The organism is Pseudomonas sp. HP_08 (assembly GCF_055284095.1).
The window spans coordinates 1-26384 of record NZ_JBTOQC010000015.1 but is presented as its reverse complement, the minus strand read 5'-3'; the positions used below and the strand labels follow the sequence as shown (position 1 = coordinate 26384).

General features: G+C 55.9%; 30 protein-coding genes and 4 tRNA genes. All 34 read right to left on the bottom strand.

The window, feature by feature from the left end:
* Positions 1-206: 206 nt before the first annotated feature.
* Positions 207-512, bottom strand: coding sequence for a 30S ribosomal protein S14 (gene rpsN / locus ACYAS9_RS15445; RefSeq protein ID WP_056836271.1), 306 nt, complete (start codon positions 510-512; stop codon positions 207-209).
* A 14-nt stretch (positions 513-526) separates the two neighbouring features.
* On the bottom strand, positions 527-1066 hold the full coding sequence (gene rplE / locus ACYAS9_RS15440) for a 50S ribosomal protein L5 (protein ID WP_459748191.1): 540 nt from the start codon (positions 1064-1066) through the stop codon (positions 527-529).
* A 20-nt stretch (positions 1067-1086) separates the two neighbouring features.
* Positions 1087-1401, bottom strand: a complete 315-nt coding sequence (gene rplX, locus ACYAS9_RS15435; RefSeq protein WP_056836274.1) for a 50S ribosomal protein L24 — start codon at positions 1399-1401, stop codon at positions 1087-1089.
* 11 nt (positions 1402-1412) lie between these two features.
* Positions 1413-1781 (bottom strand): 50S ribosomal protein L14, encoded by a 369-nt coding sequence (gene rplN, locus ACYAS9_RS15430; RefSeq protein WP_045484118.1) that lies wholly within the window; start codon positions 1779-1781, stop codon positions 1413-1415.
* A 23-nt stretch (positions 1782-1804) separates the two neighbouring features.
* Entirely contained in the window at positions 1805-2071 is a 267-nt protein-coding gene (gene rpsQ, locus ACYAS9_RS15425; RefSeq protein WP_056836323.1) for a 30S ribosomal protein S17, read from the bottom strand.
* A 2-nt stretch (positions 2072-2073) separates the two neighbouring features.
* Complete coding sequence (rpmC, locus tag ACYAS9_RS15420; RefSeq protein ID WP_002555481.1) at positions 2074-2265, bottom strand: 50S ribosomal protein L29; 192 nt, start codon at positions 2263-2265, stop codon at positions 2074-2076.
* A complete protein-coding gene (rplP, locus tag ACYAS9_RS15415; RefSeq protein ID WP_009397508.1) occupies positions 2265-2678 on the bottom strand; it encodes a 50S ribosomal protein L16 in 414 nt (137 codons plus the stop codon). The genes rpmC and rplP overlap by 1 nt, the downstream gene beginning before the upstream one ends.
* A gap of 12 nt (positions 2679-2690) precedes the next feature.
* Positions 2691-3377 (bottom strand): 30S ribosomal protein S3, encoded by a 687-nt coding sequence (gene rpsC / locus ACYAS9_RS15410; RefSeq protein WP_045484124.1) that lies wholly within the window; start codon positions 3375-3377, stop codon positions 2691-2693.
* 13 nt (positions 3378-3390) lie between these two features.
* Positions 3391-3723 (bottom strand): 50S ribosomal protein L22, encoded by a 333-nt coding sequence (rplV, locus tag ACYAS9_RS15405; RefSeq protein WP_045484127.1) that lies wholly within the window; start codon positions 3721-3723, stop codon positions 3391-3393.
* 13 nt (positions 3724-3736) lie between these two features.
* Complete coding sequence (rpsS, locus tag ACYAS9_RS15400) at positions 3737-4012, bottom strand: 30S ribosomal protein S19 (RefSeq protein ID WP_082481376.1); 276 nt, start codon at positions 4010-4012, stop codon at positions 3737-3739.
* 16 nt (positions 4013-4028) lie between these two features.
* Entirely contained in the window at positions 4029-4853 is an 825-nt protein-coding gene (gene rplB, locus ACYAS9_RS15395; protein WP_459748193.1) for a 50S ribosomal protein L2, read from the bottom strand.
* A gap of 14 nt (positions 4854-4867) precedes the next feature.
* A complete protein-coding gene (gene rplW, locus ACYAS9_RS15390) occupies positions 4868-5167 on the bottom strand; it encodes a 50S ribosomal protein L23 (RefSeq protein WP_056836280.1) in 300 nt (99 codons plus the stop codon).
* Positions 5164-5766 carry a 50S ribosomal protein L4 gene (gene rplD / locus ACYAS9_RS15385; protein ID WP_463569156.1) on the bottom strand — a complete coding sequence of 201 codons (603 nt, stop codon included), beginning with the start codon at positions 5764-5766 and terminating at the stop codon, positions 5164-5166. The genes rplW and rplD overlap by 4 nt, the downstream gene beginning before the upstream one ends.
* Positions 5767-5778: 12 nt before the next feature.
* A complete protein-coding gene (gene rplC, locus ACYAS9_RS15380) occupies positions 5779-6414 on the bottom strand; it encodes a 50S ribosomal protein L3 (protein ID WP_045484141.1) in 636 nt (211 codons plus the stop codon).
* Positions 6415-6495: 81 nt separating this feature from the next.
* Positions 6496-6807, bottom strand: a complete 312-nt coding sequence (gene rpsJ / locus ACYAS9_RS15375) for a 30S ribosomal protein S10 (protein ID WP_003186070.1) — start codon at positions 6805-6807, stop codon at positions 6496-6498.
* Between the two features lie 141 nt (positions 6808-6948).
* Positions 6949-8142 carry an elongation factor Tu gene (tuf, locus tag ACYAS9_RS15370; protein WP_459748194.1) on the bottom strand — a complete coding sequence of 398 codons (1194 nt, stop codon included), beginning with the start codon at positions 8140-8142 and terminating at the stop codon, positions 6949-6951.
* Positions 8143-8186: 44 nt separating this feature from the next.
* Entirely contained in the window at positions 8187-10292 is a 2106-nt protein-coding gene (gene fusA / locus ACYAS9_RS15365) for an elongation factor G (protein WP_463569155.1), read from the bottom strand.
* Between the two features lie 30 nt (positions 10293-10322).
* Positions 10323-10793: a 30S ribosomal protein S7 gene (gene rpsG, locus ACYAS9_RS15360; RefSeq protein ID WP_010490886.1), complete on the bottom strand. Its 471-nt coding sequence runs from the start codon at positions 10791-10793 to the stop codon at positions 10323-10325.
* Positions 10794-10915: 122 nt separating this feature from the next.
* The gene (gene rpsL, locus ACYAS9_RS15355) at positions 10916-11290 is read right to left on the bottom strand and encodes a 30S ribosomal protein S12 (protein WP_056836288.1); all 375 of its coding nucleotides are present in this window, start codon (positions 11288-11290) and stop codon (positions 10916-10918) included.
* Positions 11291-11489: 199 nt separating this feature from the next.
* On the bottom strand, positions 11490-15689 hold the full coding sequence (gene rpoC / locus ACYAS9_RS15350; RefSeq protein WP_463569154.1) for a DNA-directed RNA polymerase subunit beta': 4200 nt from the start codon (positions 15687-15689) through the stop codon (positions 11490-11492).
* Positions 15690-15752: 63 nt separating this feature from the next.
* Positions 15753-19826, bottom strand: coding sequence for a DNA-directed RNA polymerase subunit beta (rpoB, locus tag ACYAS9_RS15345; protein WP_463569153.1), 4074 nt, complete (start codon positions 19824-19826; stop codon positions 15753-15755).
* A gap of 221 nt (positions 19827-20047) precedes the next feature.
* Complete coding sequence (gene rplL / locus ACYAS9_RS15340) at positions 20048-20416, bottom strand: 50S ribosomal protein L7/L12 (RefSeq protein ID WP_459748198.1); 369 nt, start codon at positions 20414-20416, stop codon at positions 20048-20050.
* 78 nt (positions 20417-20494) lie between these two features.
* The gene (rplJ, locus tag ACYAS9_RS15335) at positions 20495-20995 is read right to left on the bottom strand and encodes a 50S ribosomal protein L10 (protein WP_459748199.1); all 501 of its coding nucleotides are present in this window, start codon (positions 20993-20995) and stop codon (positions 20495-20497) included.
* Positions 20996-21191: 196 nt separating this feature from the next.
* A complete protein-coding gene (rplA, locus tag ACYAS9_RS15330; protein ID WP_463569152.1) occupies positions 21192-21887 on the bottom strand; it encodes a 50S ribosomal protein L1 in 696 nt (231 codons plus the stop codon).
* Entirely contained in the window at positions 21887-22318 is a 432-nt protein-coding gene (rplK, locus tag ACYAS9_RS15325; RefSeq protein ID WP_459748201.1) for a 50S ribosomal protein L11, read from the bottom strand. The genes rplA and rplK overlap by 1 nt, the downstream gene beginning before the upstream one ends.
* A gap of 118 nt (positions 22319-22436) precedes the next feature.
* Entirely contained in the window at positions 22437-22970 is a 534-nt protein-coding gene (nusG, locus tag ACYAS9_RS15320; RefSeq protein WP_459748202.1) for a transcription termination/antitermination protein NusG, read from the bottom strand.
* Positions 22971-22979: 9 nt separating this feature from the next.
* A complete protein-coding gene (gene secE / locus ACYAS9_RS15315) occupies positions 22980-23348 on the bottom strand; it encodes a preprotein translocase subunit SecE (protein WP_463569151.1) in 369 nt (122 codons plus the stop codon).
* A 43-nt stretch (positions 23349-23391) separates the two neighbouring features.
* Positions 23392-23467 (bottom strand) — tRNA-Trp (locus tag ACYAS9_RS15310).
* A gap of 175 nt (positions 23468-23642) precedes the next feature.
* Positions 23643-23718, bottom strand: a tRNA-Thr gene (locus ACYAS9_RS15305).
* A gap of 26 nt (positions 23719-23744) precedes the next feature.
* Positions 23745-23818 (bottom strand) — tRNA-Gly (locus ACYAS9_RS15300).
* Positions 23819-23842: 24 nt separating this feature from the next.
* Positions 23843-23927 (bottom strand) — tRNA-Tyr (locus ACYAS9_RS15295).
* 142 nt (positions 23928-24069) lie between these two features.
* Positions 24070-24495 carry an SPOR domain-containing protein gene (locus tag ACYAS9_RS15290; protein ID WP_463569150.1) on the bottom strand — a complete coding sequence of 142 codons (426 nt, stop codon included), beginning with the start codon at positions 24493-24495 and terminating at the stop codon, positions 24070-24072.
* A gap of 7 nt (positions 24496-24502) precedes the next feature.
* Complete coding sequence (locus ACYAS9_RS15285) at positions 24503-25252, bottom strand: pantothenate kinase (protein ID WP_463569149.1); 750 nt, start codon at positions 25250-25252, stop codon at positions 24503-24505.
* Complete coding sequence (birA, locus tag ACYAS9_RS15280; RefSeq protein ID WP_463569230.1) at positions 25242-26201, bottom strand: bifunctional biotin--[acetyl-CoA-carboxylase] ligase/biotin operon repressor BirA; 960 nt, start codon at positions 26199-26201, stop codon at positions 25242-25244. Before birA ends, ACYAS9_RS15285 begins: the two co-directional genes overlap by 11 nt.
* Positions 26202-26384: the final 183 nt, after the last annotated feature.

The window sequence follows — 26384 nt, the reverse complement described above, 5'->3', positions numbered from 1 at the left end:
CTAGACGCTCCTGATACAAATAAAATTAGCCTCGCGGCTACAGCATGTCGCCGAACGACTCCGGTCATAAAAACACGGGCTCAGGCGAGCCGGCAATTCTAGACCTACGCCAGAAATGAATCAAGCCCCAAAAGGGGCTTGATTCAATCTCGGGGTTCGCGCTGACCGACGGTTTGACCCGCCGGCCTTGCGACACGAGAAAGGTATTACCAGCTGGCTTTAACCAGACCTGGTACGTCACCACGCATTGCAGCTTGACGCAGCATGTTACGGCCCAGGCCGAACTTGCGGTACACGCCGTGCGGACGACCAGTCAGGCGGCAACGGTTACGCAGGCGCGCAGCGCTGGCGTCACGTGGTTGCTTCTGCAGGGCTACGGTAGCTTCCCAACGTGCTTCTGGACTTGCGTTCAGATCCACGATGATTGCTTTCAGCTCTGCACGCTTCTTGGCGTACTTGGCAACGGTGAGCTGACGCTTCAGCTCACGGTTTTTCATGCTCTTCTTGGCCATTAGTCCTACTCCAATCAGTTGCGGAACGGGAATTTGAAAGCACGCAGCAGAGCGCGGCCTTCTTCATCGTTCTTGGCAGTGGTGGTCAGGGTAATGTCCAGACCGCGCAGAGCATCGATCTTGTCGTAATCGATTTCCGGGAAAATGATCTGCTCTTTCACGCCCATGCTGTAGTTGCCACGACCATCGAAGGACTTGGCATTCAGGCCGCGGAAGTCGCGAACCCGAGGCAGGGAGATCGACAGCAGACGATCCAGGAACTCGTACATACGATCACGGCGCAGAGTAACCTTGACGCCAATCGGCCATCCCTCACGGACTTTGAAGCCCGCGATGGATTTACGAGCGTAAGTCACAATGGCTTTCTGACCGGTGATCTTTTCCAGATCAGCCACAGCGTGTTCGATGACTTTTTTGTCGCCGATCGCTTCGCCCAGACCCATGTTCAGGGTGATTTTTGTAACGCGCGGAACTTCCATCACGTTCGCCAGCTTAAGATCTTCCTTAAGCTTGGGAGCGATTTCCTTCCGATAAATCTCTTTCAGTCGTGCCATGGTCTTCTACCTAGCAGTGTTCAAGCATCAACCGCTTTTTGGGTCGACTTGAAGACACGAATTTTTTTGCCTTCTTCAACTTTGAAGCCTACGCGATCAGCCTTGCTGGTTTCGCTGTTGAAAATGGCTACGTTGGAAGCGTGCAGTGGCGCTTCTTTCTCGACGATACCGCCCTGTACGCCCGACATCGGGTTAGGCTTGGTATGGCGCTTGACCAGGTTGATCCCACCAACGACCAGACGGTCGTCAGCGAGCACCTTCAGCACCTTACCGCGCTTACCTTTGTCTTTGCCGGCGATCACGATGATCTCGTCGTCACGACGAATCTTTTGCATGTCGGATCTCCTTACAGCACTTCAGGGGCGAGCGAGACGATCTTCATGAACTTCTCACCGCGAAGTTCACGAGTCACTGGCCCAAAGATACGGGTACCGATCGGCTCTTGCTTGTTGTTCAGCAGAACAGCAGCGTTACCATCGAAGCGAATGATCGAACCGTCGGCACGGCGAACGCCGTGACGGGTACGGACTACAACAGCAGTCATTACCTGGCCTTTCTTCACTTTACCGCGAGGAATTGCTTCCTTGACGGTTACTTTGATGATGTCACCGATACCAGCGTAACGACGATGGGAACCACCGAGCACCTTGATGCACATCACACGGCGAGCGCCACTGTTGTCGGCCACATCGAGCATGGATTGAGTCTGAATCATAAAATTTCTCCGACCCCTAGCCCTTAGACTTCCACAGCGCGTTCGAGGATCTCAACCAGCGCCCAGGACTTGGTCTTGGCTACCGGACGAGTTTCACGAATCGTGACCTTGTCGCCGATATGGCACTGATTGGTTTCGTCGTGCGCGTGCAGCTTAGTCGAACGCTTAACGTATTTACCGTAGATCGGGTGCTTTACGCGACGCTCGATCAGTACGGTGATGGTCTTGTCCATTTTGTCACTGACGACACGGCCGGTCAGCGTACGGACGGTTTTTTCAGCTTCAGCCATGATCACTTACCTGCCTGCTGGTTGAGCACAGTTTTCACGCGAGCGATGTCACGCTTAACTTGCGAGAGCAGGTGCGACTGCCCCAACTGACCAGTTGCTTTCTGCATACGCAGATTGAACTGGTCGCGCAGCAGGCCGAGCAATTGCTCATTCAGCTGCTGTGCTGATTTCTCACGAAGTTCATTCGCTTTCATCACATCACCGTCCGCTTAACAAAGGAGGTGGCGAGTGGCAGCTTTGCAGCAGCCAGGGCAAAAGCCTCACGCGCCAACTCTTCAGAAACACCCTCGATCTCGTACAGGACTTTGCCTGGCTGGATCTGGGCAACCCAGTATTCTACCGAACCCTTACCTTTACCCATCCGCACTTCAAGAGGCTTCTTGGTTACAGGCTTGTCCGGGAATACACGGATCCAGATCTTGCCGCCACGTTTTACGTGACGGGTCAGGGCACGACGTGCCGACTCGATCTGACGGGCGGTGAGACGACCGCGGGCAACAGCTTTCAGCGCGAATTCGCCGAAGCTGACTTTGCTACCGCGCAGTGCCAGACCACGGTTGTGGCCAGTCATCTGCTTGCGGAACTTCGTACGCTTTGGTTGCAACATTTGGCGTACCCCTTACTTGGCAGCTTTTTTACGAGGCGCTGGTGCTTGAGGTTTCAGCTCTTCCTGGCGACCACCAATTACTTCGCCTTTGAAGATCCAAACCTTTACACCGATCACACCGTAAGTGGTGTGAGCTTCGTAAGTGGCATAGTCGATGTCGGCACGCAGGGTGTGCAGTGGCACACGCCCTTCGCGATACCATTCAGTACGTGCGATTTCAGCACCGCCGAGACGACCGCTCACCTGGATCTTGATGCCTTTGGCACCAATGCGGATGGCGTTCTGTACGGCGCGCTTCATGGCGCGACGGAACATCACACGACGCTCCAGCTGCTGAGCAACGCTCTGGGCAACCAGCATACCGTCGAGTTCCGGCTTGCGGATCTCTTCGATATTGATGTGCACAGGCACACCCATTTGCTTGGTCAGGTCCTGACGCAGTTTTTCAACATCCTCACCCTTCTTGCCGATCACGATGCCGGGACGAGCGGTGTGGATGGTGATGCGTGCTGTCTGAGCCGGACGATGGATATCGATACGGCTTACGGACGCGCTTTTTAGTTTGTCTTGGAGATACTCACGCACTTGCAGGTCTGCCAACAGGTAGTCTGCATAAGTGCGGCCGTCTGCGTACCAGACGGAGGTGTGCTCCTTGACGATTCCCAGGCGAATGCCAATGGGATGTACTTTCTGACCCATCTCTTCGACTCCGTTACTTGTCAGCAACCTTGACAGTGATATGGCAAGACCGCTTGACGATGCGATCAGCACGGCCTTTGGCACGTGGCATGATGCGCTTCAGCGAACGCCCTTCGTTGACGAAAACGGTGGAGACCTTCAGGTCATCAACGTCTGCGCCTTCGTTATGCTCGGCGTTGGCTACGGCCGACTCCAGCAATTTCTTCAGGATCTCAGCGGCTTTTTTGCTGCTGAAAGCCAACAGGTTGAGCGCCTCGCCCACCTTCTTCCCGCGAATCTGGTCGGCGACCAAGCGGGCTTTCTGGGCGGAGATTCGAGCGCCCGACAACTTAGCGGCTACTTCCATCGTTCCTTACCCCTTAACGCTTGGCTTTCTTGTCTGCCACGTGCCCGCGATAAGTACGGGTACCGGCAAACTCGCCCAGTTTATGGCCGACCATATCTTCACTTACCAGAACTGGCACGTGTTGGCGACCGTTGTGTACTGCGATGGTCAGACCGACCATTTGTGGCAGGATGATCGAACGACGAGACCAGGTTTTAACTGGTTTGCGATCGTTCTTCTCCGCCGCCACTTCGATCTTCTTCAGTAGGTGAAGATCAATAAAAGGACCTTTTTTCAGAGAACGTGGCACTGTCGTATCCCTCTATTTACTTGCGACGACGGACGATCATTTTGTCGGTACGCTTATTACCACGAGTCTTCGCACCCTTGGTTGGGAAGCCCCATGGCGATACCGGATGACGACCACCGGAGGTACGACCTTCACCACCACCATGTGGGTGGTCAACCGGGTTCATGGCAACACCACGAACGGTTGGGCGAACGCCACGCCAGCGTTTGGCACCAGCTTTACCCAGCGAACGCAGGCTGTGCTCGGAGTTCGAGACTTCACCCAGCGTTGCACGGCATTCAGCCAGTACTTTACGCATTTCGCCGGAGCGAAGACGCAGAGTCACGTAGACACCTTCACGAGCGACCAGCTGAGCCGAAGCACCAGCGGAACGTGCGATCTGAGCGCCTTTACCAGGCTTGAGCTCGATAGCGTGAATGGTGCTACCTACCGGGATACTGCGAAGCTGCAGAGTGTTACCAGGCTTGATTGGAGCCAGGGCACCCGAGATCAGCTGGTCGCCGGCACTCACGCCTTTAGGGGCGATGATGTAACGACGCTCGCCGTCTGCATAACGCAGCAGGGCAATGTGAGCAGTACGGTTTGGATCGTATTCGATACGCTCAACGATGGCAGCGATGCCATCCTTGTCGTTGCGACGGAAGTCGACCAGACGGTAATGCTGCTTGTGACCACCACCGATGTGACGAGTAGTGATACGACCATTGTTGTTACGACCACCAGACTTCGATTTTTTCTCGAGCAGCGGTGCGTGAGGAGCGCCTTTATGCAGCTCCTTGTTGACCACCTTGACCACAAAACGGCGGCCAGGGGAAGTCGGTTTGCATTTAACGATTGCCATGATGCACCCCTTCCTTACTCAGCACTGCTGCTGAAATCGAGATCTTGGCCTGGCTGAAGGGAGATTACTGCCTTCTTCCAGTCATTACGCTTGCCCAGACCGCGAGCAGTGCGCTTAGTCTTACCCAGAACATTCAGGGTAGTGACGCGCTCTACCTTCACGCTGAACAGCGCTTCGACAGCCTTCTTGATTTCAAGCTTGGTTGCGTCGGTCGCCACCTTGAATACGAACTGACCTTTCTTGTCAGCCAGAACTGTGGCCTTCTCGGATACATGCGGGCCAAGCAGAACTTTAAATACGCGTTCCTGGTTCATCCCAGCAGCTCCTCGAATTTCTTCACGGCCGACACGGTAATCAGAACCTTGTCGTATGCGATCAGACTGACCGGATCGGAACCCTGTACGTCACGTACATCGACGTGCGGCAGGTTACGAGCAGCCAGGTACAGATTCTGGTCAACGGCATCGGACACGATCAGAACATCGGTCAGACCCATGTCGTTCAGCTTGCCCAGCAGGTCTTTGGTTTTCGGCGCTTCAACAGCGAAGTCCTGAACCACAACCAGGCGATCAGTACGTACCAGCTCGGCGAGGATGGAGCGCAGTGCTGCGCGATACATCTTCTTGTTGAGCTTTTGCGAGTGATCCTGAGGACGCGCTGCGAAAGTGGTGCCGCCGCCGCGCCAGATTGGGCTGCGGATAGTACCGGCACGAGCACGGCCAGTACCTTTCTGACGCCAAGGGCGCTTACCGCCACCGGATACGTCGGAACGGGTCTTTTGCTGCTTGCTGCCCTGACGACCGCCAGCCATGTAGGCCACGACTGCCTGGTGCACCAGCGTCTCGTTGAATTCGCCGCCAAATGTCAGTTCGGAAACTTCGATTGCCTGAGCGTCATTTACGTTTAATTGCATGTCAGCTTCCCCTTAACCGCGAGCCTTGGCTGCTGGACGTACAACCAGATTGCCGCCAGTAGCGCCAGGAACGGCACCCTTGACCAGCAGCAGGTTGCGTTCAGCGTCCACGCGCACTACTTCGAGGGACTGCACGGTCACGCGCTCAGCGCCCATATGACCGGACATTTTTTTGCCCTTGAATACACGACCAGGAGTCTGGCACTGGCCGATAGAGCCCGGGACACGGTGGGAAACCGAGTTACCGTGGGTGTTATCTTGGCCGCGGAAATTCCAGCGCTTGATAGTACCCGCGAAGCCTTTACCCTTCGACTGACCGGTAACGTCTACCAGTTGGCCTGCGGCAAAGATTTCGGCATTGATCAGATCGCCAGCCTTGTATTCGCCTTCTTCAAGACGGAATTCCAGGACGGTACGACCTGCAGCAACGTTAGCCTTGGCGAAGTGACCCGCCTGAGCTGCGGTCACACGCGAAGCGCGACGCTCGCCGACAGTGACTTGCACTGCACGATAGCCATCGGTTTCTTCGGTTTTGAACTGAGTGACGCGATTCGGCTCGATCTCAATGACCGTGACCGGAATGGAGACACCTTCTTCGGTGAAAATGCGGGTCATCCCACACTTACGCCCGACTACACCAATAGTCATGTTATAAACCTCATGAGTGTACGGGGCTTTCACCCGCTATGGCCGCCCATTTCAGAGCGTTACACGACTAAGACCCGAGTCTTAGCCGAGGCTGATCTGTACTTCCACACCGGCCGCAAGATCAAGCTTCATAAGAGCGTCAACGGTTTTATCCGTTGGCTGGACGATGTCCAGAACGCGCTTGTGAGTGCGGATTTCGTACTGGTCGCGCGCGTCTTTGTTGACGTGCGGGGAAACCAGAACGGTGAACCGCTCCTTACGGGTAGGCAGTGGAATAGGACCACGCACCTGTGCACCAGTACGTTTCGCGGTTTCCACGATTTCCTGGGTCGATTGGTCGATCAGGCGATGGTCAAAAGCCTTCAACCTGATACGGATTTGTTGATTTTGCATTGGATTCCAGACTCCGATTGCTATTCCCACCGAGCGCAATAGGCCCGATTAAAGGAGGCGCAATTCTATAGATGCCCTTTAGTAGTGTCAACCAAATAAAAAAGCCCCCGCAAGGCGGGGGCTTCTTCTTCAAATCAACGCTTAGGCGATGATTTTGGCCACGACGCCGGCGCCGACGGTACGACCGCCTTCACGAATGGCGAAACGCAGACCATCTTCCATAGCGATTGGCTTGATCAGGGTAACGGAAACTTTCACGTTATCACCTGGCATTACCATCTCTACGCCTTCCGGCAGTTCGCAGCTACCAGTTACGTCGGTAGTACGGAAGTAGAACTGAGGACGGTAGCCTTTGAAGAATGGAGTGTGACGACCACCTTCTTCTTTGCTCAGAACGTAGATTTCAGCTTCGAACTGAGTGTGCGGCTTGACGGTGCCTGGCTTGACCAGAACCTGACCACGCTCAACGTCGTCACGCTTGGTGCCACGCAGCAGAACGCCGCAGTTCTCACCGGCACGACCTTCGTCCAGCAGCTTGCGGAACATCTCGACGCCAGTGCAAGTAGTTTTGGTGGTGTCACGCAGACCCACGATTTCTACTTCTTCCTGGATCTTGATGATGCCACGCTCAACACGACCGGTAACAACGGTACCGCGACCCGAGATCGAGAACACGTCTTCGATAGGCATCAGGAACGGCTTGTCGATAGCGCGCTCAGGCTCTGGGATGTAAACGTCCAGAGTCTCAACCAGCTTCTTGACAGCAGTGGTGCCCATTTCGTTGTCGTCTTGGCCGTTCAGAGCCATCAGAGCCGAACCGATGATGATTGGAGTGTCATCACCTGGGAACTCGTAAGTGCTCAGCAGGTCACGGACTTCCATCTCGACCAGTTCCAGCAGCTCAGCGTCGTCAACCATGTCAGCCTTGTTCAGGAAGACAACGATGTACGGAACGCCAACCTGACGGGACAGCAGGATGTGCTCACGGGTTTGTGGCATCGGGCCGTCGGCAGCCGAGCAAACCAGGATCGCGCCGTCCATCTGGGCAGCACCGGTGATCATGTTTTTGACGTAGTCGGCGTGACCTGGGCAGTCAACGTGCGCGTAGTGACGTACGGACGAATCGTACTCAACGTGCGCAGTGTTGATGGTGATACCACGAGCTTTTTCTTCTGGTGCGCTGTCGATCTTGTCGAAGTCAACTTTTGCCGAACCGAAAACTTCGGAGCAAACGCGAGTCAGAGCAGCAGTCAGAGTGGTTTTACCGTGGTCGACGTGACCGATGGTGCCAACGTTGACGTGCGGTTTGTTACGTTGAAATTTTTCTTTAGCCACGACAGTGAACTCCTAGCTAGCCTAAAGGGGATTAACTCAGCCAATCAGCCTTGTTTTTTGGTTACAGTTTCGACGATGTGCGACGGAGCTGTATTGTATTTTTTGAATTCCATAGAGTAGCTTGCGCGACCTTGGGACATGGAACGAACGTCGGTCGCATAACCGAACATTTCACCCAACGGAACCTCGGCACGAATAACCTTGCCGGACACCGTATCTTCCATACCCAGGATCATGCCGCGACGACGGTTAAGGTCGCCCATCACGTCACCCATATAGTCTTCAGGCGTAACAACCTCTACCGCCATGATCGGCTCAAGCAACTCACCACCGCCCTTCTGGGCCAGTTGCTTGGTCGCCATGGAAGCAGCCACCTTAAACGCCATCTCGTTCGAGTCGACGTCGTGGTAGGAACCATCGAACACAGTAGCCTTCAGGCCGATCAGCGGATAGCCGGCAACGACGCCGTTCTTCATCTGCTCTTCGATACCCTTCTGGATAGCCGGGATGTATTCCTTAGGAACCACACCACCCACGACTTCGTTCACGAATTGCAGACCTTCCTGACCTTCGTCAGCAGGAGCAAAACGGATCCAGCAATGGCCGAACTGACCACGACCGCCGGACTGACGAACGAACTTGCCTTCGATTTCACAGTTCTTCGTGATGCGCTCACGATAGGAAACCTGAGGCTTACCGATGTTGGCTTCGACGTTGAACTCGCGGCGCATCCGGTCAACCAGGATGTCCAGGTGCAATTCGCCCATGCCAGAGATGATCGTTTGACCAGTCTCTTCATCAGTCTTGACGCGGAAAGAAGGGTCTTCCTGAGCAAGCTTGCCCAGTGCGATACCCATTTTTTCCTGGTCATCCTTGGTTTTTGGCTCAACGGCAACCGAAATAACCGGCTCCGGGAAGTCCATGCGAACCAAGATGATTGGCTTGTCAGAGTTGCACAAGGTTTCGCCAGTGGTGACGTCCTTCATGCCGATCAGAGCCGCGATGTCACCAGCGCGAACTTCTTTGATCTCTTCACGGGCGTTTGCGTGCATTTGCACCATACGGCCCACGCGCTCTTTCTTGCCCTTGACCGAGTTGATCACACCGTCGCCGGATGCCAACACGCCCGAGTAAACGCGGACGAAGGTCAGAGTACCCACGAATGGGTCGGTAGCGATCTTGAACGCCAGAGCCGAGAACGGCTCGTTGTCGTCTGCATGACGCTCCATTTGAATTTCCTCGTCATCCGGGTCAGTACCCTTGATGGCAGGAATGTCGGTTGGAGCCGGCAGGTAGTCGATAACGGCGTCGAGAACCAGGGGAACGCCCTTGTTCTTGAAGGAAGAACCGCAAACAGCCAGAACGATCTCACCAGCGATAGTACGCTGACGCAGAGCGGCCTTGATTTCCTCGTTGGTGAGTTCTTCACCTTCGAGGTACTTGTTCATCAGCTCTTCGTTGGCTTCGGCCGCAGCCTCAACCATGTTGCTGCGCCACTCGTCAGCCAGTTCCTGCAGCTCGGCAGGGATAGGCTCGCGACGTGGAGTCATGCCTTTGTCGGAATCGTTCCAGTAGACCGCTTCCATGGACATCAGGTCGATCTGACCCTGGAAGTTGTCTTCAGCACCGATAGCCAGCTGGATCGGCACCGGAGTGTGACCCAGACGCTGCTTGATCTGCGCAATTACGCGCAGGAAGTTGGCGCCGGCACGGTCCATCTTGTTCACGTAAACAATACGTGGAACGCCGTACTTGTTGGCTTGACGCCATACGGTTTCAGACTGAGGCTCAACACCCGAAGTACCACAGAACACAACGACCGCGCCGTCGAGTACACGCAGGGAACGTTCAACTTCAATGGTGAAGTCAACGTGGCCCGGGGTGTCAATGACGTTGAAGCGGTATTGGTCTTTGTGCTGCTTCTGAGAACCCTGCCAGAAGGCGGTAATAGCAGCAGAAGTAATGGTAATACCACGCTCCTGCTCCTGCACCATCCAGTCTGTGGTCGCGGCGCCGTCATGCACCTCGCCCATCTTGTGGCTTTTGCCAGTGTAAAAAAGGACGCGCTCGGTGGTGGTGGTTTTACCAGCATCCACGTGAGCGACGATACCAATGTTACGGTAGCGGTTGATCGGTGTAGTACGAGCCATAAAGCCCTCGCAAAAATGTTGATGCGGCGATTAGAAGCGGTAGTGCGAGAAAGCCTTGTTGGCTTCGGCCATACGGTGAACGTCTTCACGCTTCTTCACTGCAGCACCCTTGCCTTCGGCAGCGTCCAGCAGTTCGCCAGCCAAACGCAGAGCCATAGACTTCTCGCCACGCTTACGGGCGAAGTCTACCAGCCAGCGCATTGCCAGCGCGTTACGGCGAGACGGACGCACTTCAACAGGAACCTGGTAGGTCGCACCGCCAACACGGCGCGACTTCACTTCGACCAGCGGAGCGATGGCGTCGAGAGCTTTCTCGAAGATTTCCAGGGGGTCGCTGTTCTTGCGCTCTTTAACCTTGTCCAGGGCGCCATAAACGATACGCTCGGCAACGGCTTTCTTGCCGCTTTCCATCACGTGGTTCATGAACTTGGCCAGGATCTGGCTTCCGTATTTTGGATCGTCAAGCACTTCGCGCTTGGCTGCTACGCGTCTTCTCGGCATGGATAAGCCCTCAAACGGTCTTCAGGTTAGCTCGGAACAGGCATTCGATGAATGCGTCCGACCTTACTCTTATCGACTCAAAAAAATGAAATTCTGCAAAATCAATCAAAAACCGAAAGCACTTAGGCCTTAGGTTTTTTAGTACCGTATTTCGAACGGCCTTGGTTACGACCTTTGACGCCGGAAGTATCCAGGGAACCGCGAACGGTGTGGTAACGAACACCTGGCAAGTCTTTTACACGACCGCCGCGGATCAGGACCACGCTGTGCTCTTGCAGGTTGTGGCCTTCACCGCCGATGTACGAGGAAACCTCGAAACCGTTGGTCAGACGCACGCGGCATACTTTACGCAGTGCCGAGTTAGGTTTTTTCGGCGTGGTGGTGTACACGCGAGTGCACACGCCACGACGTTGCGGGCAGTTCTGCAGCGCAGGAACGTCGGATTTCTCGACGATACGCTTGCGCGGCTGACGTACCAGCTGGTTGATAGTTGCCATCTACTAGCTCCACTGTTGTCTTGCGACGCTATTGTCGACAAGAAAGCAAATGACAGAGCTTCAAGCCCTGCCAAATTTAGGGGTACAAGAGTCTAAAGAGGATCGAGCTCTCAGTCAAGGCAAAGCCCCGACCTCTTCCTGCGATTGCCGGCAAACAATTGTTCGCCGGAAATCACTGAAAAAGATCGGGGCCTTATCTTCAGTTACCGCTGGAGTTCAACGCCTCGGTCAGAGCGGCTTCGACTTCGCTCGCGCTTACGCGCTGAGGCTTGTCGATTTCACGGCGACGCTTGCGCTCGCTGTGGTAAGCCAGACCTGTACCGGCCGGGATCAGACGACCCACGACGACGTTTTCTTTCAGGCCGCGCAGGTAGTCGCGCTTGCCGGTTACCGCCGCTTCGGTCAGTACGCGGGTTGTCTCCTGGAAGGAGGCCGCGGAAATGAACGACTCGGTCGACAGCGATGCCTTGGTGATACCCAGCAACACACGGGCGTATTTGGCGACGAATTTGTCTTCGCTCGACAGACGCTCGTTTTCAACCAGTACGTGCGTGAGCTCGACCTGGTCGCCTTTGATGAAGCTGGAATCGCCGACTTCGCTCAGCTCAACCTTACGCAGCATCTGACGCAGAATGGTCTCGATGTGCTTGTCGTTGATCTTCACGCCTTGCAGACGGTAAACGTCCTGAATCTCGTTGACGATGTACTTGGCCAGCGCGCTTACACCCAGCAGACGCAGGATGTCGTGCGGATCGCTCGGACCGTCGGAGATTACTTCGCCACGGTTTACCTGTTCGCCTTCGAAGACGTTCAGGTGACGCCATTTCGGAATCAGCTCTTCGTACGGCTCGCTGCCATCGACAGGTGTAATCACCAGGCGACGCTTGCCCTTGGTTTCCTTGCCGAAGGCAATGGTGCCGCTGACTTCTGCCAGAATCGACGCTTCTTTCGGGCGACGGGCTTCGAACAGGTCGGCTACGCGCGGCAGACCACCGGTGATGTCACGGGTCTTCGACGTTTCTTGCGGGATACGCGCGATAACGTCACCGATCGCGATCTGGGCACCGTCAGCGACGTTGACCAGGGCATTCGCCGGCAGGAAGTACTGGGCCGGTACGTCAGTACCTGGCAGCAGCAGATCCTTGCCATCGAGGCCGACCATCTTGACCGCAGGACGAATGTCCTTGCCGGCTGCCGGACGATCCTTGGCATCGAGTACTTCGATGTTGGTCATACCCGTCAATTCGTCGGTCTGACGCTTGATGGTGATGCCTTCTTCCATGCCCACGTAGGTCACGGTACCTTTCATTTCGGTAACGATCGGGTGGGTGTGCGGGTCCCACTTGGCCACGATGGAGCCAGCGTCGACCTTGTCGCCTTCCTTCACCGAAATCACGGCACCGTATGGCAGCTTGTAGCGCTCGCGCTCACGACCGAAGTCGTCGGCGATAGCCAGCTCACCGGAACGGGAAACCGCAACCAGGTGACCATCGACACGCTCAACGTGCTTCAGGTTATGCAGACGAACGGTACCGCCATTCTTGACCTGAACGCTGTCGGCAGCAGAAGTACGGCTTGCCGCACCACCGATGTGGAACGTACGCATGGTCAGCTGGGTACCCGGCTCACCGATGGACTGGGCAGCGATAACGCCGACCGCTTCACCGATGTTGACCTGGTGACCGCGAGCCAGGTCGCGACCGTAGCAGCTCGAGCAGATACCGAAACGGGTTTCACAGCTGATCGGCGAACGAACGATCACTTCGTCGATGCTGTTGAGTTCGATGAACTCGACCCACTTCTCGTCGACCAGCGTACCGGCCGGAACGATAACGTCTTCGGTGCCAGGCTTGAACACGTCACGGGCGATGACACGACCCAGTACGCGCTCACCCAACGGCTCGACCACGTCGCCGCCTTCGATGTGCGGAGTCATCAGCAGACCGTGCTCGGTACCGCAGTCGACTTCGGTCACAACCAGGTCTTGCGCCACGTCTACCAGACGACGCGTCAGGTAACCGGAGTTCGCAGTCTTCAAGGCGGTATCCGCAAGACCCTTACGAGCACCGTGCGTCGAGATGAAGTACTGCAGAACGCTCAGACCTTCGCGGAAGTTCGCGGTGATCGGCGTTTCAATGATGGAACCGTCCGGCTTGGCCATCAGACCACGCATACCGGCCAGCTGACGAATCTGGGCCGCGGAACCCCGGGCGCCGGAGTCGGCCATCATGTACATCGAGTTGAACGATTCCTGGTCCACTTCAACGCCGTGACGGTCGATGACCTTCTCTTTCGAGAGGTTCGACATCATGGCCTTGGAGACCTCATCGTTCGCCTTGGACCACAAGTCGATAACCTTGTTGTACTTCTCGCCCTGGGTGACCAGGCCGGAAGCGTACTGGCTTTCGATCTCTTTCACTTCGTCGGTGGCCGCATCGATGATGCGTGCTTTTTCATCAGGGATAACGAAGTCGTTAACACCGATGGAAACACCCGAAATGGTCGAGTACGCGAAACCTGTGTACATCAACTGGTCAGCGAAGATCACGGTCTCTTTCAAACCAACCACGCGGTAGCATTGGTTGATCAGCTTGGAGATCGCCTTCTTCTTCATCGGCTGGTTGACGACGTCGTAGGACAGGCCTGGCGGAACAACCTGGAACAGCAGCGCACGGCCGATAGTGGTATCGACGATACGGGTGTTCTTGACGCTGCCACCGTCACGATCGTTGACGGTCTCGTTGATACGGACCTTGACCTTGGCGTGCAGCGCGGCTTCGCCGGCGCGGAATACGCGGTCGACTTCCTGCAGGTCCGCGAACACACGACCTTCGCCCTTGGCGTTGATCGCTTCACGCGTCATGTAGTACAGACCCAATACAACGTCCTGGGAAGGAACGATGATCGGCTCACCGCTCGCAGGCGACAGGATGTTGTTGGTCGACATCATCAGCGCACGGGCTTCGAGCTGGGCTTCCAGCGTCAGCGGTACGTGAACGGCCATCTGGTCGCCGTCGAAGTCGGCGTTGTAGGCCGCACAGACCAGCGGGTGCAGCTGGATAGCCTTACCTTCGATCAGAACCGGTTCGAACGCCTGGATACCCAGACGGTGAAGGGTCGGTGCACGGTTGAGCAGCACGGGGTGTTCGCGAATCACTTCGGCGAGAACGTCCCACACCTCAGGCAGCTCGCGCTCGACCATCTTCTTGGCAGCCTTGATGGTCGTGGCCAGGCCACGCATTTCCAGCTTGCCGAAGATGAACGGCTTGAACAGCTCCAGAGCCATCTTCTTCGGAAGACCGCACTGGTGCAGGCGCAGGGTCGGGCCTACGGTAATTACCGAACGACCGGAGTAGTCAACGCGCTTACCGAGCAAGTTCTGACGGAAACGACCTTGCTTACCCTTGATCATGTCAGCCAGGGATTTCAGAGGACGCTTGTTGGAACCGGTGATGGCGCGACCGCGACGACCGTTGTCGAGCAGGGCATCGACCGCTTCCTGCAGCATGCGCTTTTCGTTGCGCACGATGATGTCAGGGGCAGACAGATCCAGCAGACGCTTCAGACGGTTGTTACGGTTGATGACGCGACGATACAGATCGTTCAGATCGGAAGTCGCGAAACGGCCGCCGTCCAGTGGAACCAGTGGACGCAGGTCTGGCGGCAGAACCGGCAGAACGGTCAACACCATCCACTCAGGCAGGTTGCCGGAGCCCTGGAAGGCTTCCATCAGTTTCAGACGCTTGGACAGCTTCTTGATCTTGGTTTCCGAGTTGGTTTGCGGAATTTCTTCGCGCAGACGGCCAATCTCGTGCTCCAGATCGATAGCGTGCAGCAGTTCGCGGACAGCCTCGGCACCCATGCGGGCATCGAAGTCGTCACCGAACTCTTCGAGGGCTTCGAAGTACTGCTCGTCGTTCAGCAGCTGACCTTTTTCAAGGGTGGTCATGCCTGGGTCGATGACGACGTAGCTCTCGAAATAGAGTACGCGCTCGATATCACGCAGGGTCATGTCCATCAGCAAGCCGATACGCGACGGCAGCGATTTCAGGAACCAGATGTGAGCAACCGGCGAAGCCAGTTCGATGTGAGCCATGCGCTCACGACGGACCTTGGCCAGGGCAACTTCAACGCCGCACTTCTCGCAGATCACACCGCGATGCTTGAGGCGCTTGTACTTGCCGCACAGGCACTCGTAATCCTTGACCGGGCCAAAGATCTTGGCGCAGAACAAGCCGTCACGCTCAGGCTTGAACGTACGGTAGTTGATGGTTTCCGGCTTTTTAACTTCACCGAACGACCACGAACGGATCATCTCAGGCGATGCCAATCCGATACGGATGGCGTCGAACTCTTCGACTTGACCCTGGTTTTTCAGCAAATTCAGTAGGTCTTTCAAGGCCTTTCCTCCTGGCGGAGCAAGGAGCAGGCATTACAGCCCTGCTCCCATTCGCGTCACGTGTTATTCGGTTTCCAGATCGATATCGATACCGAGGGAACGAATCTCTTTGATCAACACGTTGAAGGACTCGGGCATGCCCGGCTCCATACGGTGATCGCCGTCCACGATGTTTTTGTACATCTTGGTACGACCGTTCACATCGTCCGACTTGACTGTGAGCATTTCTTGCAGAGTGTACGCGGCACCGTATGCTTCCAGTGCCCACACTTCCATCTCCCCGAAACGCTGACCACCGAACTGCGCCTTACCACCCAGCGGCTGCTGGGTAACCAGGCTGTAGGAACCAGTGGAACGCGCGTGCATCTTGTCGTCCACCAAGTGGTTCAGCTTCAGCATGTACATGTAGCCAACGGTTACATGGCGCTCAAACTTGTTGCCGGTGCGGCCATCGAACAGTTGCATCTGGCCGCTTTCCGGCATGTCTGCCAGCTTGAGCATCGCCTTGATTTCGCTTTCTTTGGCACCGTCGAACACCGGAGTGGCCATCGGCACGCCGTTGCGCAGGTTCTTCGCCAGATCCAGGATTTCCTGGTCGGTGAATTCGTCCAGGCTTTCCTGACGACCGCCGATCTCGTTGTAGATCTCGGTCAGGAACTTGCGCAGTTCGATAACCTTGCGCTGCTCTTCGAGCATGCGGTTGATCTTCTCGCCCAGACCTTTGGCCGCGAGGCCCAGGTGGGTTTCAAGGATCTGACCGACGTTCATACGCGAAGGTACGCCCAACGGGTTCAGTACGATGTCGACCGGCGTACCGTTGGCATCGTGCGGCATGTCTTCGACCGGCATGATCACCGAGACCACACCTTTGTTACCGTGACGACCGGCCATCTTGTCGCCTGGCTGGATACGACGACGGATAGCCAGGTAGACCTTGACGATTTTCAGCACGCCTGGAGCCAGGTCATCGCCTTGCTGCAGTTTGCGCTTCTTGTCTTCGAACTTGTCATCCAGCAGACGGCGACGATCAACGATATAGGCCTGGGCCTTTTCCAGCTGCTCGTTCAGCGCGTCTTCGGTCATGCGCAGTTTGAACCACTGACCGTGCTCAAGACCGTTGAGGATTTCGTCGGTGATGTCCTGACCTTTGCGCAGACCAGCACCGCCTTCGACGGTACGGCCAACCAGCGCTGCACGCAGACGCTCGAAGGTTGCACCTTCAACGATACGGAACTCTTCGTTGAGGTCCTTACGGATCTCGTCGAGCTGAGACTTCTCGATCGACAGGGCGCGCGCGTCACGCTCAACGCCATCGCGGGTGAAGACCTGGACGTCGATGACCGTACCCTTGGTGCCGGTTGGCACGCGCAGGGAAGTGTCCTTAACGTCGCTGGCCTTCTCACCGAAGATCGCACGCAGCAGTTTTTCTTCTGGTGTCAGTTGGGTCTCGCCTTTCGGAGTGACCTTGCCGACCAGAATGTCGCCGGCGCCGACTTCGGCACCTACGTAAACGATACCGGCTTCGTCCAGTTTGTTCAGCGCAGCTTCACCCACGTTCGGGATGTCTGCGGTGATTTCCTCTGGCCCCAGCTTGGTATCACGCGCCACACAGGTCAGTTCCTGGATGTGGATCGTGGTGAAGCGGTCTTCTTGAACGACACGCTCGGACAGGCAGATGGAGTCTTCGAAGTTGAAGCCGTTCCATGCCATGAACGCGATGCGCATGTTCTGACCCAGAGCCAGTTCACCCATATCGGTGGACGGACCATCGGCCATGATGTCGTGACGTTTGACAACGTCGCCACGGCTTACCAGCGGACGCTGGTTGATGCAGGTGTTCTGGTTCGAACGGGTGTATTTGGTCAGGTTGTAGATATCTACACCTGCCTCACCGGTTTCGACTTCGTCGTCTGCAACACGAACAACGATACGGCTGGCATCAACAGAGTCGATCACGCCGCCACGACGAGCCACGACGCAAACGCCGGAGTCGCGAGCCACGTTACGCTCCATACCGGTACCCACCAGCGGCTTGTCGGCGCGCAGTGTAGGAACGGCTTGACGCTGCATGTTCGAACCCATCAACGCGCGGTTGGCGTCGTCGTGCTCGAGGAACGGAATCAGCGAGGCTGCGACCGAAACTACCTGCTTGGGCGAAACGTCCATCAGGGTTACGTCGGCAGGCGCCTTGACGGTGAATTCGTTCAAGTGACGAACAGCAACCAGCTCGTCGATCAGGATCTTCTCGTCGTTCATTGCCGCAGAAGCCTGGGCGATGACGTGATCCGCTTCTTCGATGGCCGACAGGAACACGATCTCGTCGGTGACCAGAGCGTCCTTCACCACACGGTACGGGCTCTCGAGGAAGCCGTACTGGTTGGTGCGGGCGTAAGCGGCCAGCGAGTTGATCAGACCGATGTTCGGACCTTCAGGGGTCTCGATCGGGCAAACGCGACCGTAGTGGGTCGGGTGCACGTCACGAACTTCGAAGCCTGCGCGCTCACGGGTCAGACCGCCAGGGCCGAGGGCCGAAACGCGACGTTTGTGAGTGATCTCGGACAGCGGGTTGTTCTGGTCCATGAACTGGGAAAGCTGGCTGGAACCGAAGAACTCTTTCACCGCCGCCGCAACCGGCTTGGCGTTGATCAGGTCCTGCGGCATCAGGCCTTCGCTTTCGGCCATCGACAGACGTTCTTTGACCGCACGCTCGACACGCACTAGACCGACCCGGAACTGGTTCTCGGCCATCTCGCCTACGCAACGTACGCGACGGTTACCCAAGTGGTCGATGTCGTCGACGATGCCTTTGCCGTTACGGATATCGACCAGCGTCTTGAGGACGGCAACGATATCTTCCTTGCACAGCACGCCCGAACCTTCGATCTCGGTGCGACCGATACGACGGTTGAACTTCATGCGGCCAACGGCCGACAGGTCGTAACGCTCGGCGCTGAAGAACAGGTTGTTGAACAGGGTCTCGGCAGCATCCTTGGTTGGCGGCTCGCCAGGACGCATCATGCGGTAGATCTCGACCAGCGCTTCGAGTTGATTGCTGGTGGAATCGATCTTCAGCGTGTCGGAGACGAACGGACCGCAGTCGATGTCGTTGGTGTACAACGTTTCGATGCGTACAACCTGGGCCTTGGCGATTTTCACCAGCAGGTCGGTGGTCAGTTCAGTGTTGCACTCGGCGATGATTTCGCCGGTAGCCGGATGCACGATGACCTTGGCGGTAGTACGACCCAGGACGTAGTCCAGAGGTACTTCCAGCTCTTTGATACCGGCTTTTTCCAGCTGGTTGATGTGACGGGCAGTGATACGGCGACCCTGCTCGACAATAACCTTGCCGTTTTCGTCCTGAATGTCCAGGGCAGCAACTTCGCCACGCAGGCGTTGTGGCACCAGCTCAAGGCTCAGGCCCTGATCACGGACATGGAAAACGTTGGTGGTGTAGAACGTATCGAGTACTTGCTCGGTGGTATAACCGAGCGCGCGCAGCAATACGGACGCCGGCAGCTTGCGACGACGGTCGATACGGACGAATACGCAGTCCTTTGGATCGAACTCGAAGTCCAGCCAGGAGCCACGGTACGGAATGATGCGCGCGGAGTAGAGCAGCTTGCCGGAGCTGTGAGTCTTGCCACGGTCGTGGTCGAAGAACACACCAGGCGAACGGTGCAGCTGGGATACGATAACGCGCTCGGTACCGTTGATGACGAAGGTACCGTTTTCAGTCATCAGGGGGATTTCACCCATGTAGACTTCTTGCTCTTTGATGTCCTTGATCGCTTTGTTCGACGACTCTTTGTCGAAAATGATCAGACGGACCTTGACCCGCAGAGGTACAGCGTAAGTCACACCACGCAACACGCACTCTTTGACATCAAATGCCGGTTCGCCCAAGCGATAACCTACATACTCCAGCGCAGCATTGCCGGAGTAGCTGATGATCGGGAAAACGGATTTGAAGGCTGCGTGAAGACCGACGTCGCGGAACTGATCTTTGGTCGCTCCTGCTTGCAGGAATTCACGATAAGAATCCAGCTGGATGGCCAGGAGATACGGCACATCCATTACGTCCGGCAACTTGCTAAAGTCCTTGCGGATACGTTTTTTCTCAGTATATGAGTAAGCCATCAGCGTTCCCCAGCTTGGTCACCTGCTTGTTTGGCTCCCCCCCGACGGAAGCAGCCAGAAAATCTTGCAAACCCCTTGGTTTGCGCCACCGTAATAGGTGGTACCTGCGCGCTACAGCGATGGCCCGGCCAGTCGTCTATAACGGAAAAAAGGCCGGTGGCAAAAGCCACCAGCCATCAGCCTTCTGCTTAACGCTTGGGCTGGACGCTCAAGGTCGATGCTTATTTCAGCTCGACTTTGGCGCCTGCTTCTTCCAGAGCAGCCTTGGCTTTTTCTGCTGCGTCTTTGGCAACGCCTTCCAGCACGGTGCTTGGAGCGCCGTCGACAACAGCCTTGGCTTCTTTCAGGCCCAGACCGGTCAGTTCACGTACAGCCTTGATGACGTTGACTTTCTTCTCGCCAGCTTCAACCAGGTTTACGTTGAACTCGGTTTGCTCTTCAACAACGGCAGCAGCGGCAGCTGGACCAGCAGCGGAAGCGGCAGCAGCAGTAACGCCGAATTTTTCTTCGAAAGCTTTGATCAGCTCAACGACTTGCAGAACCGACATTTCGGCAACGGCGTTAAGGATATCTTCTTGAGAGATGGACATGACTCAATTTCCTGAATTGGGGGACGGCCTCTGCGGCCATCGAAATAAACAAAAATACGCGAAAAGAGCTACCGAGCCTTAGGCTGCAGCCGCTTCCTTCTGATCGCGAATAGCCGCCAGAGTACGAGCCAGCTTGCTGGTAGCGCCTTGGATCACGCTCATCAGCTGTGCAATGGCTTCGTCACGAGTCGGCAAGGTTGCCAGCACGTCGATCTGGTTAGCTGCGAGGAACTTGCCCTCGAACGCAGCTGCCTTGATCTCGAACTTGTCCTGACCTTTGGCGAACTCTTTGAACAGACGGGCAGCAGCGCCCGGGTGTTCATTGGAGAACGCGATCAAGGTCGGGCCGGTGAACGCATCGCTGAGGACACTGTATTCAGTGTCAGCAACAGCGCGCTTGAGCAGGGTGTTACGTACTACACGTACGTAAACGCCAGCTTCACGAGCCTCTTTACGGAGTCCGGTCATCGCGCCTACTGTCACACCACGGGCATCAGCCACGACAGCGGACAGAGCGACTTTGGCAGCCTCGTTGACTTCAGCGACGATGGCCTTCTTGTCTTCGAGTTTAATTGCCACGGGTTTAACTCCTGCTTGTTACCGTTTCATCCAACCGGGGCCGGATGTCGTTTTGGTGTCTGATTCGGTAAGGAACCGGGAGCACCATCTGCGTAGGCTTTCGGTTTAAGGCTTGCGCCGCCTACGGTCTTGGACAGCCCCCGCCAGGCAGGGACCCCAATATGTCAATGGCACGGCATACCGTGCCATTTTTGTCTTACGCGTCGAGCGAGCTCTGATCGATGACCAGACCTGGGCCCATAGTGGTGCTCAGGGTAACGCGCTTGACGTAGATACCTTTCGAGGAAGCAGGCTTGATACGCTTCAGGTCAGCGATCAGGGCTTCAACGTTTTCCTTCAGCTTGACGGCGTCGAAACCGACCTTGCCAACGGAGGTGTGGATGATGCCGTTTTTGTCGGTGCGGTAGCGAACCTGACCAGCCTTGGCGTTACGAACAGCGTTGGCAACGTCCGGGCTGACAGTACCAACCTTCGGGTTAGGCATCAGGCCACGAGGACCGAGGATCTGACCCAACTGACCTACAACGCGCATGGCATCCGGGGATGCGATAACCACGTCATAGTTCAGGTCGCCGGCTTTCATTTCGGCAGCCAGGTCGTCCATACCAACGCGATCAGCGCCGGCAGCCAGAGCAGCTTCAGCAGCTGGACCCTGGGTGAACACAGCAACGCGAACGGTCTTGCCAGTGCCGTGCGGCAGCACGGTAGCGCTACGTACGACCTGGTCGGATTTACGAGGATCGACGCCCAGGTTAACGGCAACGTCGAAAGACTCGTTGAACTTGACAGTCGACAGTTCGACCAGCAGGCCAGCTGCATCGACGAAATTGTAGGACTTGCCAGCTTCAATCTTGCCGGCGATTGCCTTTTGACGCTTGGTCAGCTTAGCCATTACACACCCTCCACGTTAAGGCCCATGCTACGAGCAGAACCTGCGATGGTGCGCACGGCAGCATCGAGGTCAGCAGCTGTCAGATCCGCACTTTTGGTCTTTGCGATTTCTTCGAGCTGAGCACGGGTAACGGTGCCGACCTTAACGGTGTTAGGACGGGCAGAACCGCTGGTCAGGCCTGCGGCTTTCTTCAGCAGAACCGAAGCAGGGGTGCTTTTGGTTTCAAAGGTGAAGCTACGGTCGCTATAGACAGTGATGATCACTGGAGTCGGCAGACCTGGCTCAAGACCCTGAGTACGGGCGTTGAAGGCCTTGCAGAATTCCATGATGTTCACGCCGTGCTGACCCAGAGCAGGACCAACAGGTGGGCTTGGGTTAGCCTGAGCGGCTTTCACTTGCAGCTTGATGTATGCAGATATCTTCTTGGCCATGAGGCACTCCAGTTACGGGTTCAAGCGCCAGTTAAGGCTCCCCGGTGTGTTACGCATATATCCTAGTGACGCAAAAACCCCACAGCCTTGGGCTGCGGGGTGTAGGATCGCGGTTTGATCAGACCTTTTCGACCTGACTAAACTCAAGCTCTACTGGCGTAGCGCGACCGAAAATCAGCACAGCCACCTGAATACGACTCTTCTCGTAGTTGACTTCTTCGACAGTGCCGTTGAAATCAGCAAACGGGCCGTCGGTGACGCGAACAACCTCACCCGGCTCGAACAGAGTCTTCGGCTTCGGCTTGTCGCTACCATCGGCAACGCGACGCAGGATAGCTTCAGCTTCCTTGTCGGTAATCGGTGCAGGCTTGTCAGCCGTGCCACCAATGAAGCCCATTACACGAGGAGTATCCTTGACCAAGTGCCAGGTACCCTCGTTCATTTCCATCTGTACAAGCACGTATCCTGGGAAGAATTTACGCTCGCTTTTGCGCTTCTGGCCATTGCGCATCTCTACCACTTCTTCAGTGGGGACCAGAATTTCGCCGAAGCCTTCTTCCATGCCTGCCAGTTTCACACGCTCGATCAGCGAGCGCATGACATGCTTCTCGTAACCCGAGTAAGCATGCACTACGTACCAACGCTTAGCCACGGGACACCCTTAGCCAACTATCAAGGAAACAAGCCAACCGAGCAGGGAATCAAGCCCCCACAACAGCAGCGCCATAACAAGAACCACAGCCACGACAATCAGCGTGGTCTGGCCGGTTTCCTGACGCGTAGGCCATACGACTTTACGAATCTCTGTACGGGCTTCTTTAGCAAGCGTAAAGAAAGCCTTGCCCTTGCCGGTCTGCAGCGCGACAAACGCAGCGACAGCAGCGATAACAAGGAGAACGAGAACGCGATACAGGATAGGTTGCGCCGAGTAATATTGATTACCGACAACACCCACGACGACCAGAACGACTACCAGGAGCCACTTCAGCAAGTCAAAGCGAGAGTCTGATGCTTCAGCCTTGGGATTCATCTACGGGGACCCTGTGAAAAGAAAGCCAGATATCGAAGGAATCTGGCAGGTCAGGAGGGAATCGAACCCCCAACCTACGGTTTTGGAGACCGTCGCTCTGCCAATTGAGCTACTGACCTAAAAGCAAAATCAGGCCGACCATTATGCTGACCCGACAAGATTTTTACAACACCTTATTCGCAGCAATGACACCACCGGCATCACAACACCCCGAATAGAGGCTTAAGCGACGACTCACAGGAGAGACCGATCGCTTAAAACAAAGGCAGATATTTGCATATCTGCCTCTGATATTGGAGCTCTTGAGCGGATTTGAACCGCTGACCTCACCCTTACCAAGGGTGTGCTCTACCAACTGAGCTACAAGAGCGAAACACTTTGCACAACCTGCAATCTTGGAGCGGGTGGCGGGAATCGAACCCGCATCATCAGCTTGGAAGGCTGAGGTTCTACCACTAAACTACACCCGCAAAGCTTGCAACTTTCGCTAAATCTGGTGGAGGGAGAAGGATTCGAACCTTCGAAGTCGTAGACGTCAGATTTACAGTCTGATCCCTTTGGCCGCTCGGGAACCCCTCCTGATGTGGCCGGCATTTTCAACTCTTGCCAACCTCTTGTCAACCATTTTCTCAATAAAATCTTGAGGTTACATGCGTTGACCAGCTTTGCTTCACTTTAGAGACTTGCGTCTCACTGTGGAGCGGGCGCCATTCTATGCAAACTACTCAGTGCCTGCAACCCCTTCGCACGACATTATTCTGTTTTTTAACTGAGGGAAGTCTTGAGCCAACTGCGCAAGCAACCCCTCCCCCACCAAACGGCGACTTTCCGGCGTTACAGCCAGCCAATAGATGGTGCCACCGCCTGATTGCCGCGCCTGGAATCGCGAATGTATATCCAGGCTGTTCAAACGCTGCTCGACAGCTCTGGCATCTTCCGGTCGCGAAAAACCACCCAGGTACAGGCACTCTGTCTTTTCTTCTCGCCCAGCCATCATCTCGGACTCACTGAGCAAGCGAATATCCTGCTGTGCGGGTCGCGCCAGGGATAACGGCAGAACTTCCTTGGCCCGCAAGGGCGCTTCCTGCTGATGCCATACAAAGTAGAAAACATTAAGCATCAACAACAGAAGAAATAACCAACGCATATAAACCTCAGCGCAGAGGACAAGCCAATGCCAGGCCGATGAAAACCAGATCGGGCACAACCCGAGCACCGGGAATAACATCTTCGACCAGAGCTGCATCACCACCGGTCACGAACACGACAAAGTCATCTGCCCACTGATCCCGGGCAAGCTCCAATTGTGTCTGAACAAACCCGCGCAGCATCCAGGAGCAACCACGCTCGACAGCCTCGGCCGTCGACCGTCCAGGCTGGAAACCCGTCAATGCACGCGCTGCGGTATCTGTGTCATAACGAATACGGCGAGTATGAGTGCGCAACTGATTGCGCATGAGTGGCATACCCGGACAGATGAAACCGCCCAGGTGCCGGCCATCGGCATCGACGAAGTCAGAGGTCACCGCCGTTCCAAGATCAATCACCAGGCACGCCTTGCGAACCAGATGGTATCCACCCACCAAGGCCAGCCAGCGATCGAGCCCAAGACGCTCATGATCCTCATAGCCGTTGATGACACCCGCCAATTCTCGGGCAGGCACAGCGCAAACTGCAGACAATGAAAAAGCCTGTCGCAGATCGGCAACCAGCTTCTCGGTCTCTTCACAGGTACGCACGCTGACAAGCCGGCAGTGATTCAACTCCAGATCAGGCAGCTGAGCCAATTGCTCCAGCAAGGCCTCATCAGAGCCCACCACGCCACCCGCCTTGATTGAGTCCTCCCCCTTCTCAGTGACACGCCACTTGATAAAGCTATTGCCACAGTCGAGTTCAAGTATCATCACGCAACCTCAGGCTGAGCTCTCCGCCGTTAAAGCTTTTTTCCACACCATTCACTTCCAGACGTAAAGCGCCAAGTGCATCAATACCCAAGACGCGTCCTTCTATCTTTTCAGACCCGCTCAACAACAACACCTCACAACCCTGCCACAGATGATTGTTCTCCCAATCAGACTGAAAGGCCGAAAAACCCTGTTGCTGGTGCCGAATCAGATACGCCTGCAGGGTCTGCGCAAGTCGCGCAGCCAATTGATTACGATCACAAGCCTGCCCCGTCTCCAGGCGTACGGACGTCCAGGACTGATCCACCTCTGTTGCCATCTGCATATTGACGTTGACGCCAATACCAATCACTACATGACAGACATCCGCCGGATCACCCATTAACTCAAGCAGTACACCTGCAAGCTTTTGACGCCCGACAAGGACGTCATTGGGCCACTTCAGCCCCGCGCCCGTAACCCCGACGTCTCGAAGAACCTCAACCACAGCAAGCCCCACCAGCAGACTCAAGCCTTCAAGCTGGCGCATACCGCCATCGACACGAAGCAGCAAGCTGAAATAAAGATTTTCACCGAAAGGACTGACCCACTTCCTGCCGCGACGCCCTCTACCCGCCGTCTGGCGCTCAGCCAAAACCAGGGCAGGGAGTGCCGTATCCGTTGAGATCAAGCGTGCAGCTTCAGCATTGGTGGAGTCGACACTTTCCAGAACCTTCACCGACCAGCCTGCCGGGAGACCCATATCGGTGATTGCCTGAGTGTCATGGAGCGAAAGAGGGCTTGCGAGCTTGTATCCGCGTCCACGCACCTTATGAACTTCAATCCCCAACTCTGCCTCCATCTGCTGCAACTGCTTCCAGACAGCACTGCGGCTGACGCCCAGTACATCACCTAAAACCTGTCCGGAGTGGAAGCTACCATCAGCAAGAAGTCTTAGCAGCGTCAGCATGAACGTATCACCAGGTAAAGAGGCACGCATAATAGCCATGCGAACCAACGGTGCATAGAAAACAGAAAAGGTTTTTCTTTCGCGCAAAGCAAAACCCCCGATCGCAGTGCGATCAGGGGTTCTGGGTTTGAATCTTGACGATGACCTACTCTCACATGGAGAAGCTCCACACTACCATCGGCG

Bases quoted from the DNA above. Each gene is read 5' to 3' on its own strand.
- rpsN (WP_056836271.1), bottom strand. From the start codon at position 512: ATGGCCAAGAAGAGCATGAAAAACCGTGAGCTGAAGCGTCAGCTCACC.
- rplE (WP_459748191.1), bottom strand. From the start codon at position 1,066: ATGGCACGACTGAAAGAGATTTATCGGAAGGAAATCGCTCCCAAGCTT.
- rplX (WP_056836274.1), bottom strand. From the start codon at position 1,401: ATGCAAAAGATTCGTCGTGACGACGAGATCATCGTGATCGCCGGCAAA.
- rplN (WP_045484118.1), bottom strand. From the start codon at position 1,781: ATGATTCAGACTCAATCCATGCTCGATGTGGCCGACAACAGTGGCGCT.
- rpsQ (WP_056836323.1), bottom strand. From the start codon at position 2,071: ATGGCTGAAGCTGAAAAAACCGTCCGTACGCTGACCGGCCGTGTCGTC.
- rpmC (WP_002555481.1), bottom strand. From the start codon at position 2,265: ATGAAAGCGAATGAACTTCGTGAGAAATCAGCACAGCAGCTGAATGAG.
- rplP (WP_009397508.1), bottom strand. From the start codon at position 2,678: ATGTTGCAACCAAAGCGTACGAAGTTCCGCAAGCAGATGACTGGCCAC.
- rpsC (WP_045484124.1), bottom strand. From the start codon at position 3,377: ATGGGTCAGAAAGTACATCCCATTGGCATTCGCCTGGGAATCGTCAAG.
- rplV (WP_045484127.1), bottom strand. From the start codon at position 3,723: ATGGAAGTAGCCGCTAAGTTGTCGGGCGCTCGAATCTCCGCCCAGAAA.
- rplB (WP_459748193.1), bottom strand. From the start codon at position 4,853: ATGGCAATCGTTAAATGCAAACCGACTTCCCCTGGCCGCCGTTTTGTG.
- rplW (WP_056836280.1), bottom strand. From the start codon at position 5,167: ATGAACCAGGAACGCGTATTTAAAGTTCTGCTTGGCCCGCATGTATCC.
- rplD (WP_463569156.1), bottom strand. From the start codon at position 5,766: ATGCAATTAAACGTAAATGACGCTCAGGCAATCGAAGTTTCCGAACTG.
- rplC (WP_045484141.1), bottom strand. From the start codon at position 6,414: ATGACTATTGGTGTAGTCGGGCGTAAGTGTGGGATGACCCGCATTTTC.
- rpsJ (WP_003186070.1), bottom strand. From the start codon at position 6,807: ATGCAAAATCAACAAATCCGTATCAGGTTGAAGGCTTTTGACCATCGC.
- fusA (WP_463569155.1), bottom strand. From the start codon at position 10,292: ATGGCTCGTACTACACCGATCAACCGCTACCGTAACATTGGTATCGTC.
- rpsG (WP_010490886.1), bottom strand. From the start codon at position 10,793: ATGCCGAGAAGACGCGTAGCAGCCAAGCGCGAAGTGCTTGACGATCCA.
- rpsL (WP_056836288.1), bottom strand. From the start codon at position 11,290: ATGGCAACTATCAACCAGCTGGTACGTCAGCCGCGCAAGCGTATCGTC.
- rpoB (WP_463569153.1), bottom strand. From the start codon at position 19,826: ATGGCTTACTCATATACTGAGAAAAAACGTATCCGCAAGGACTTTAGC.
- rplL (WP_459748198.1), bottom strand. From the start codon at position 20,416: ATGTCCATCTCTCAAGAAGATATCCTTAACGCCGTTGCCGAAATGTCG.
- rplA (WP_463569152.1), bottom strand. From the start codon at position 21,887: ATGGCTAAGCTGACCAAGCGTCAAAAGGCAATCGCCGGCAAGATTGAA.
- rplK (WP_459748201.1), bottom strand. From the start codon at position 22,318: ATGGCCAAGAAGATATCTGCATACATCAAGCTGCAAGTGAAAGCCGCT.
- secE (WP_463569151.1), bottom strand. From the start codon at position 23,348: ATGAATCCCAAGGCTGAAGCATCAGACTCTCGCTTTGACTTGCTGAAG.
- ACYAS9_RS15290 (WP_463569150.1), bottom strand. From the start codon at position 24,495: ATGCGTTGGTTATTTCTTCTGTTGTTGATGCTTAATGTTTTCTACTTT.
- ACYAS9_RS15285 (WP_463569149.1), bottom strand. From the start codon at position 25,252: ATGATACTTGAACTCGACTGTGGCAATAGCTTTATCAAGTGGCGTGTC.
- birA (WP_463569230.1), bottom strand. From the start codon at position 26,201: ATGCTGACGCTGCTAAGACTTCTTGCTGATGGTAGCTTCCACTCCGGA.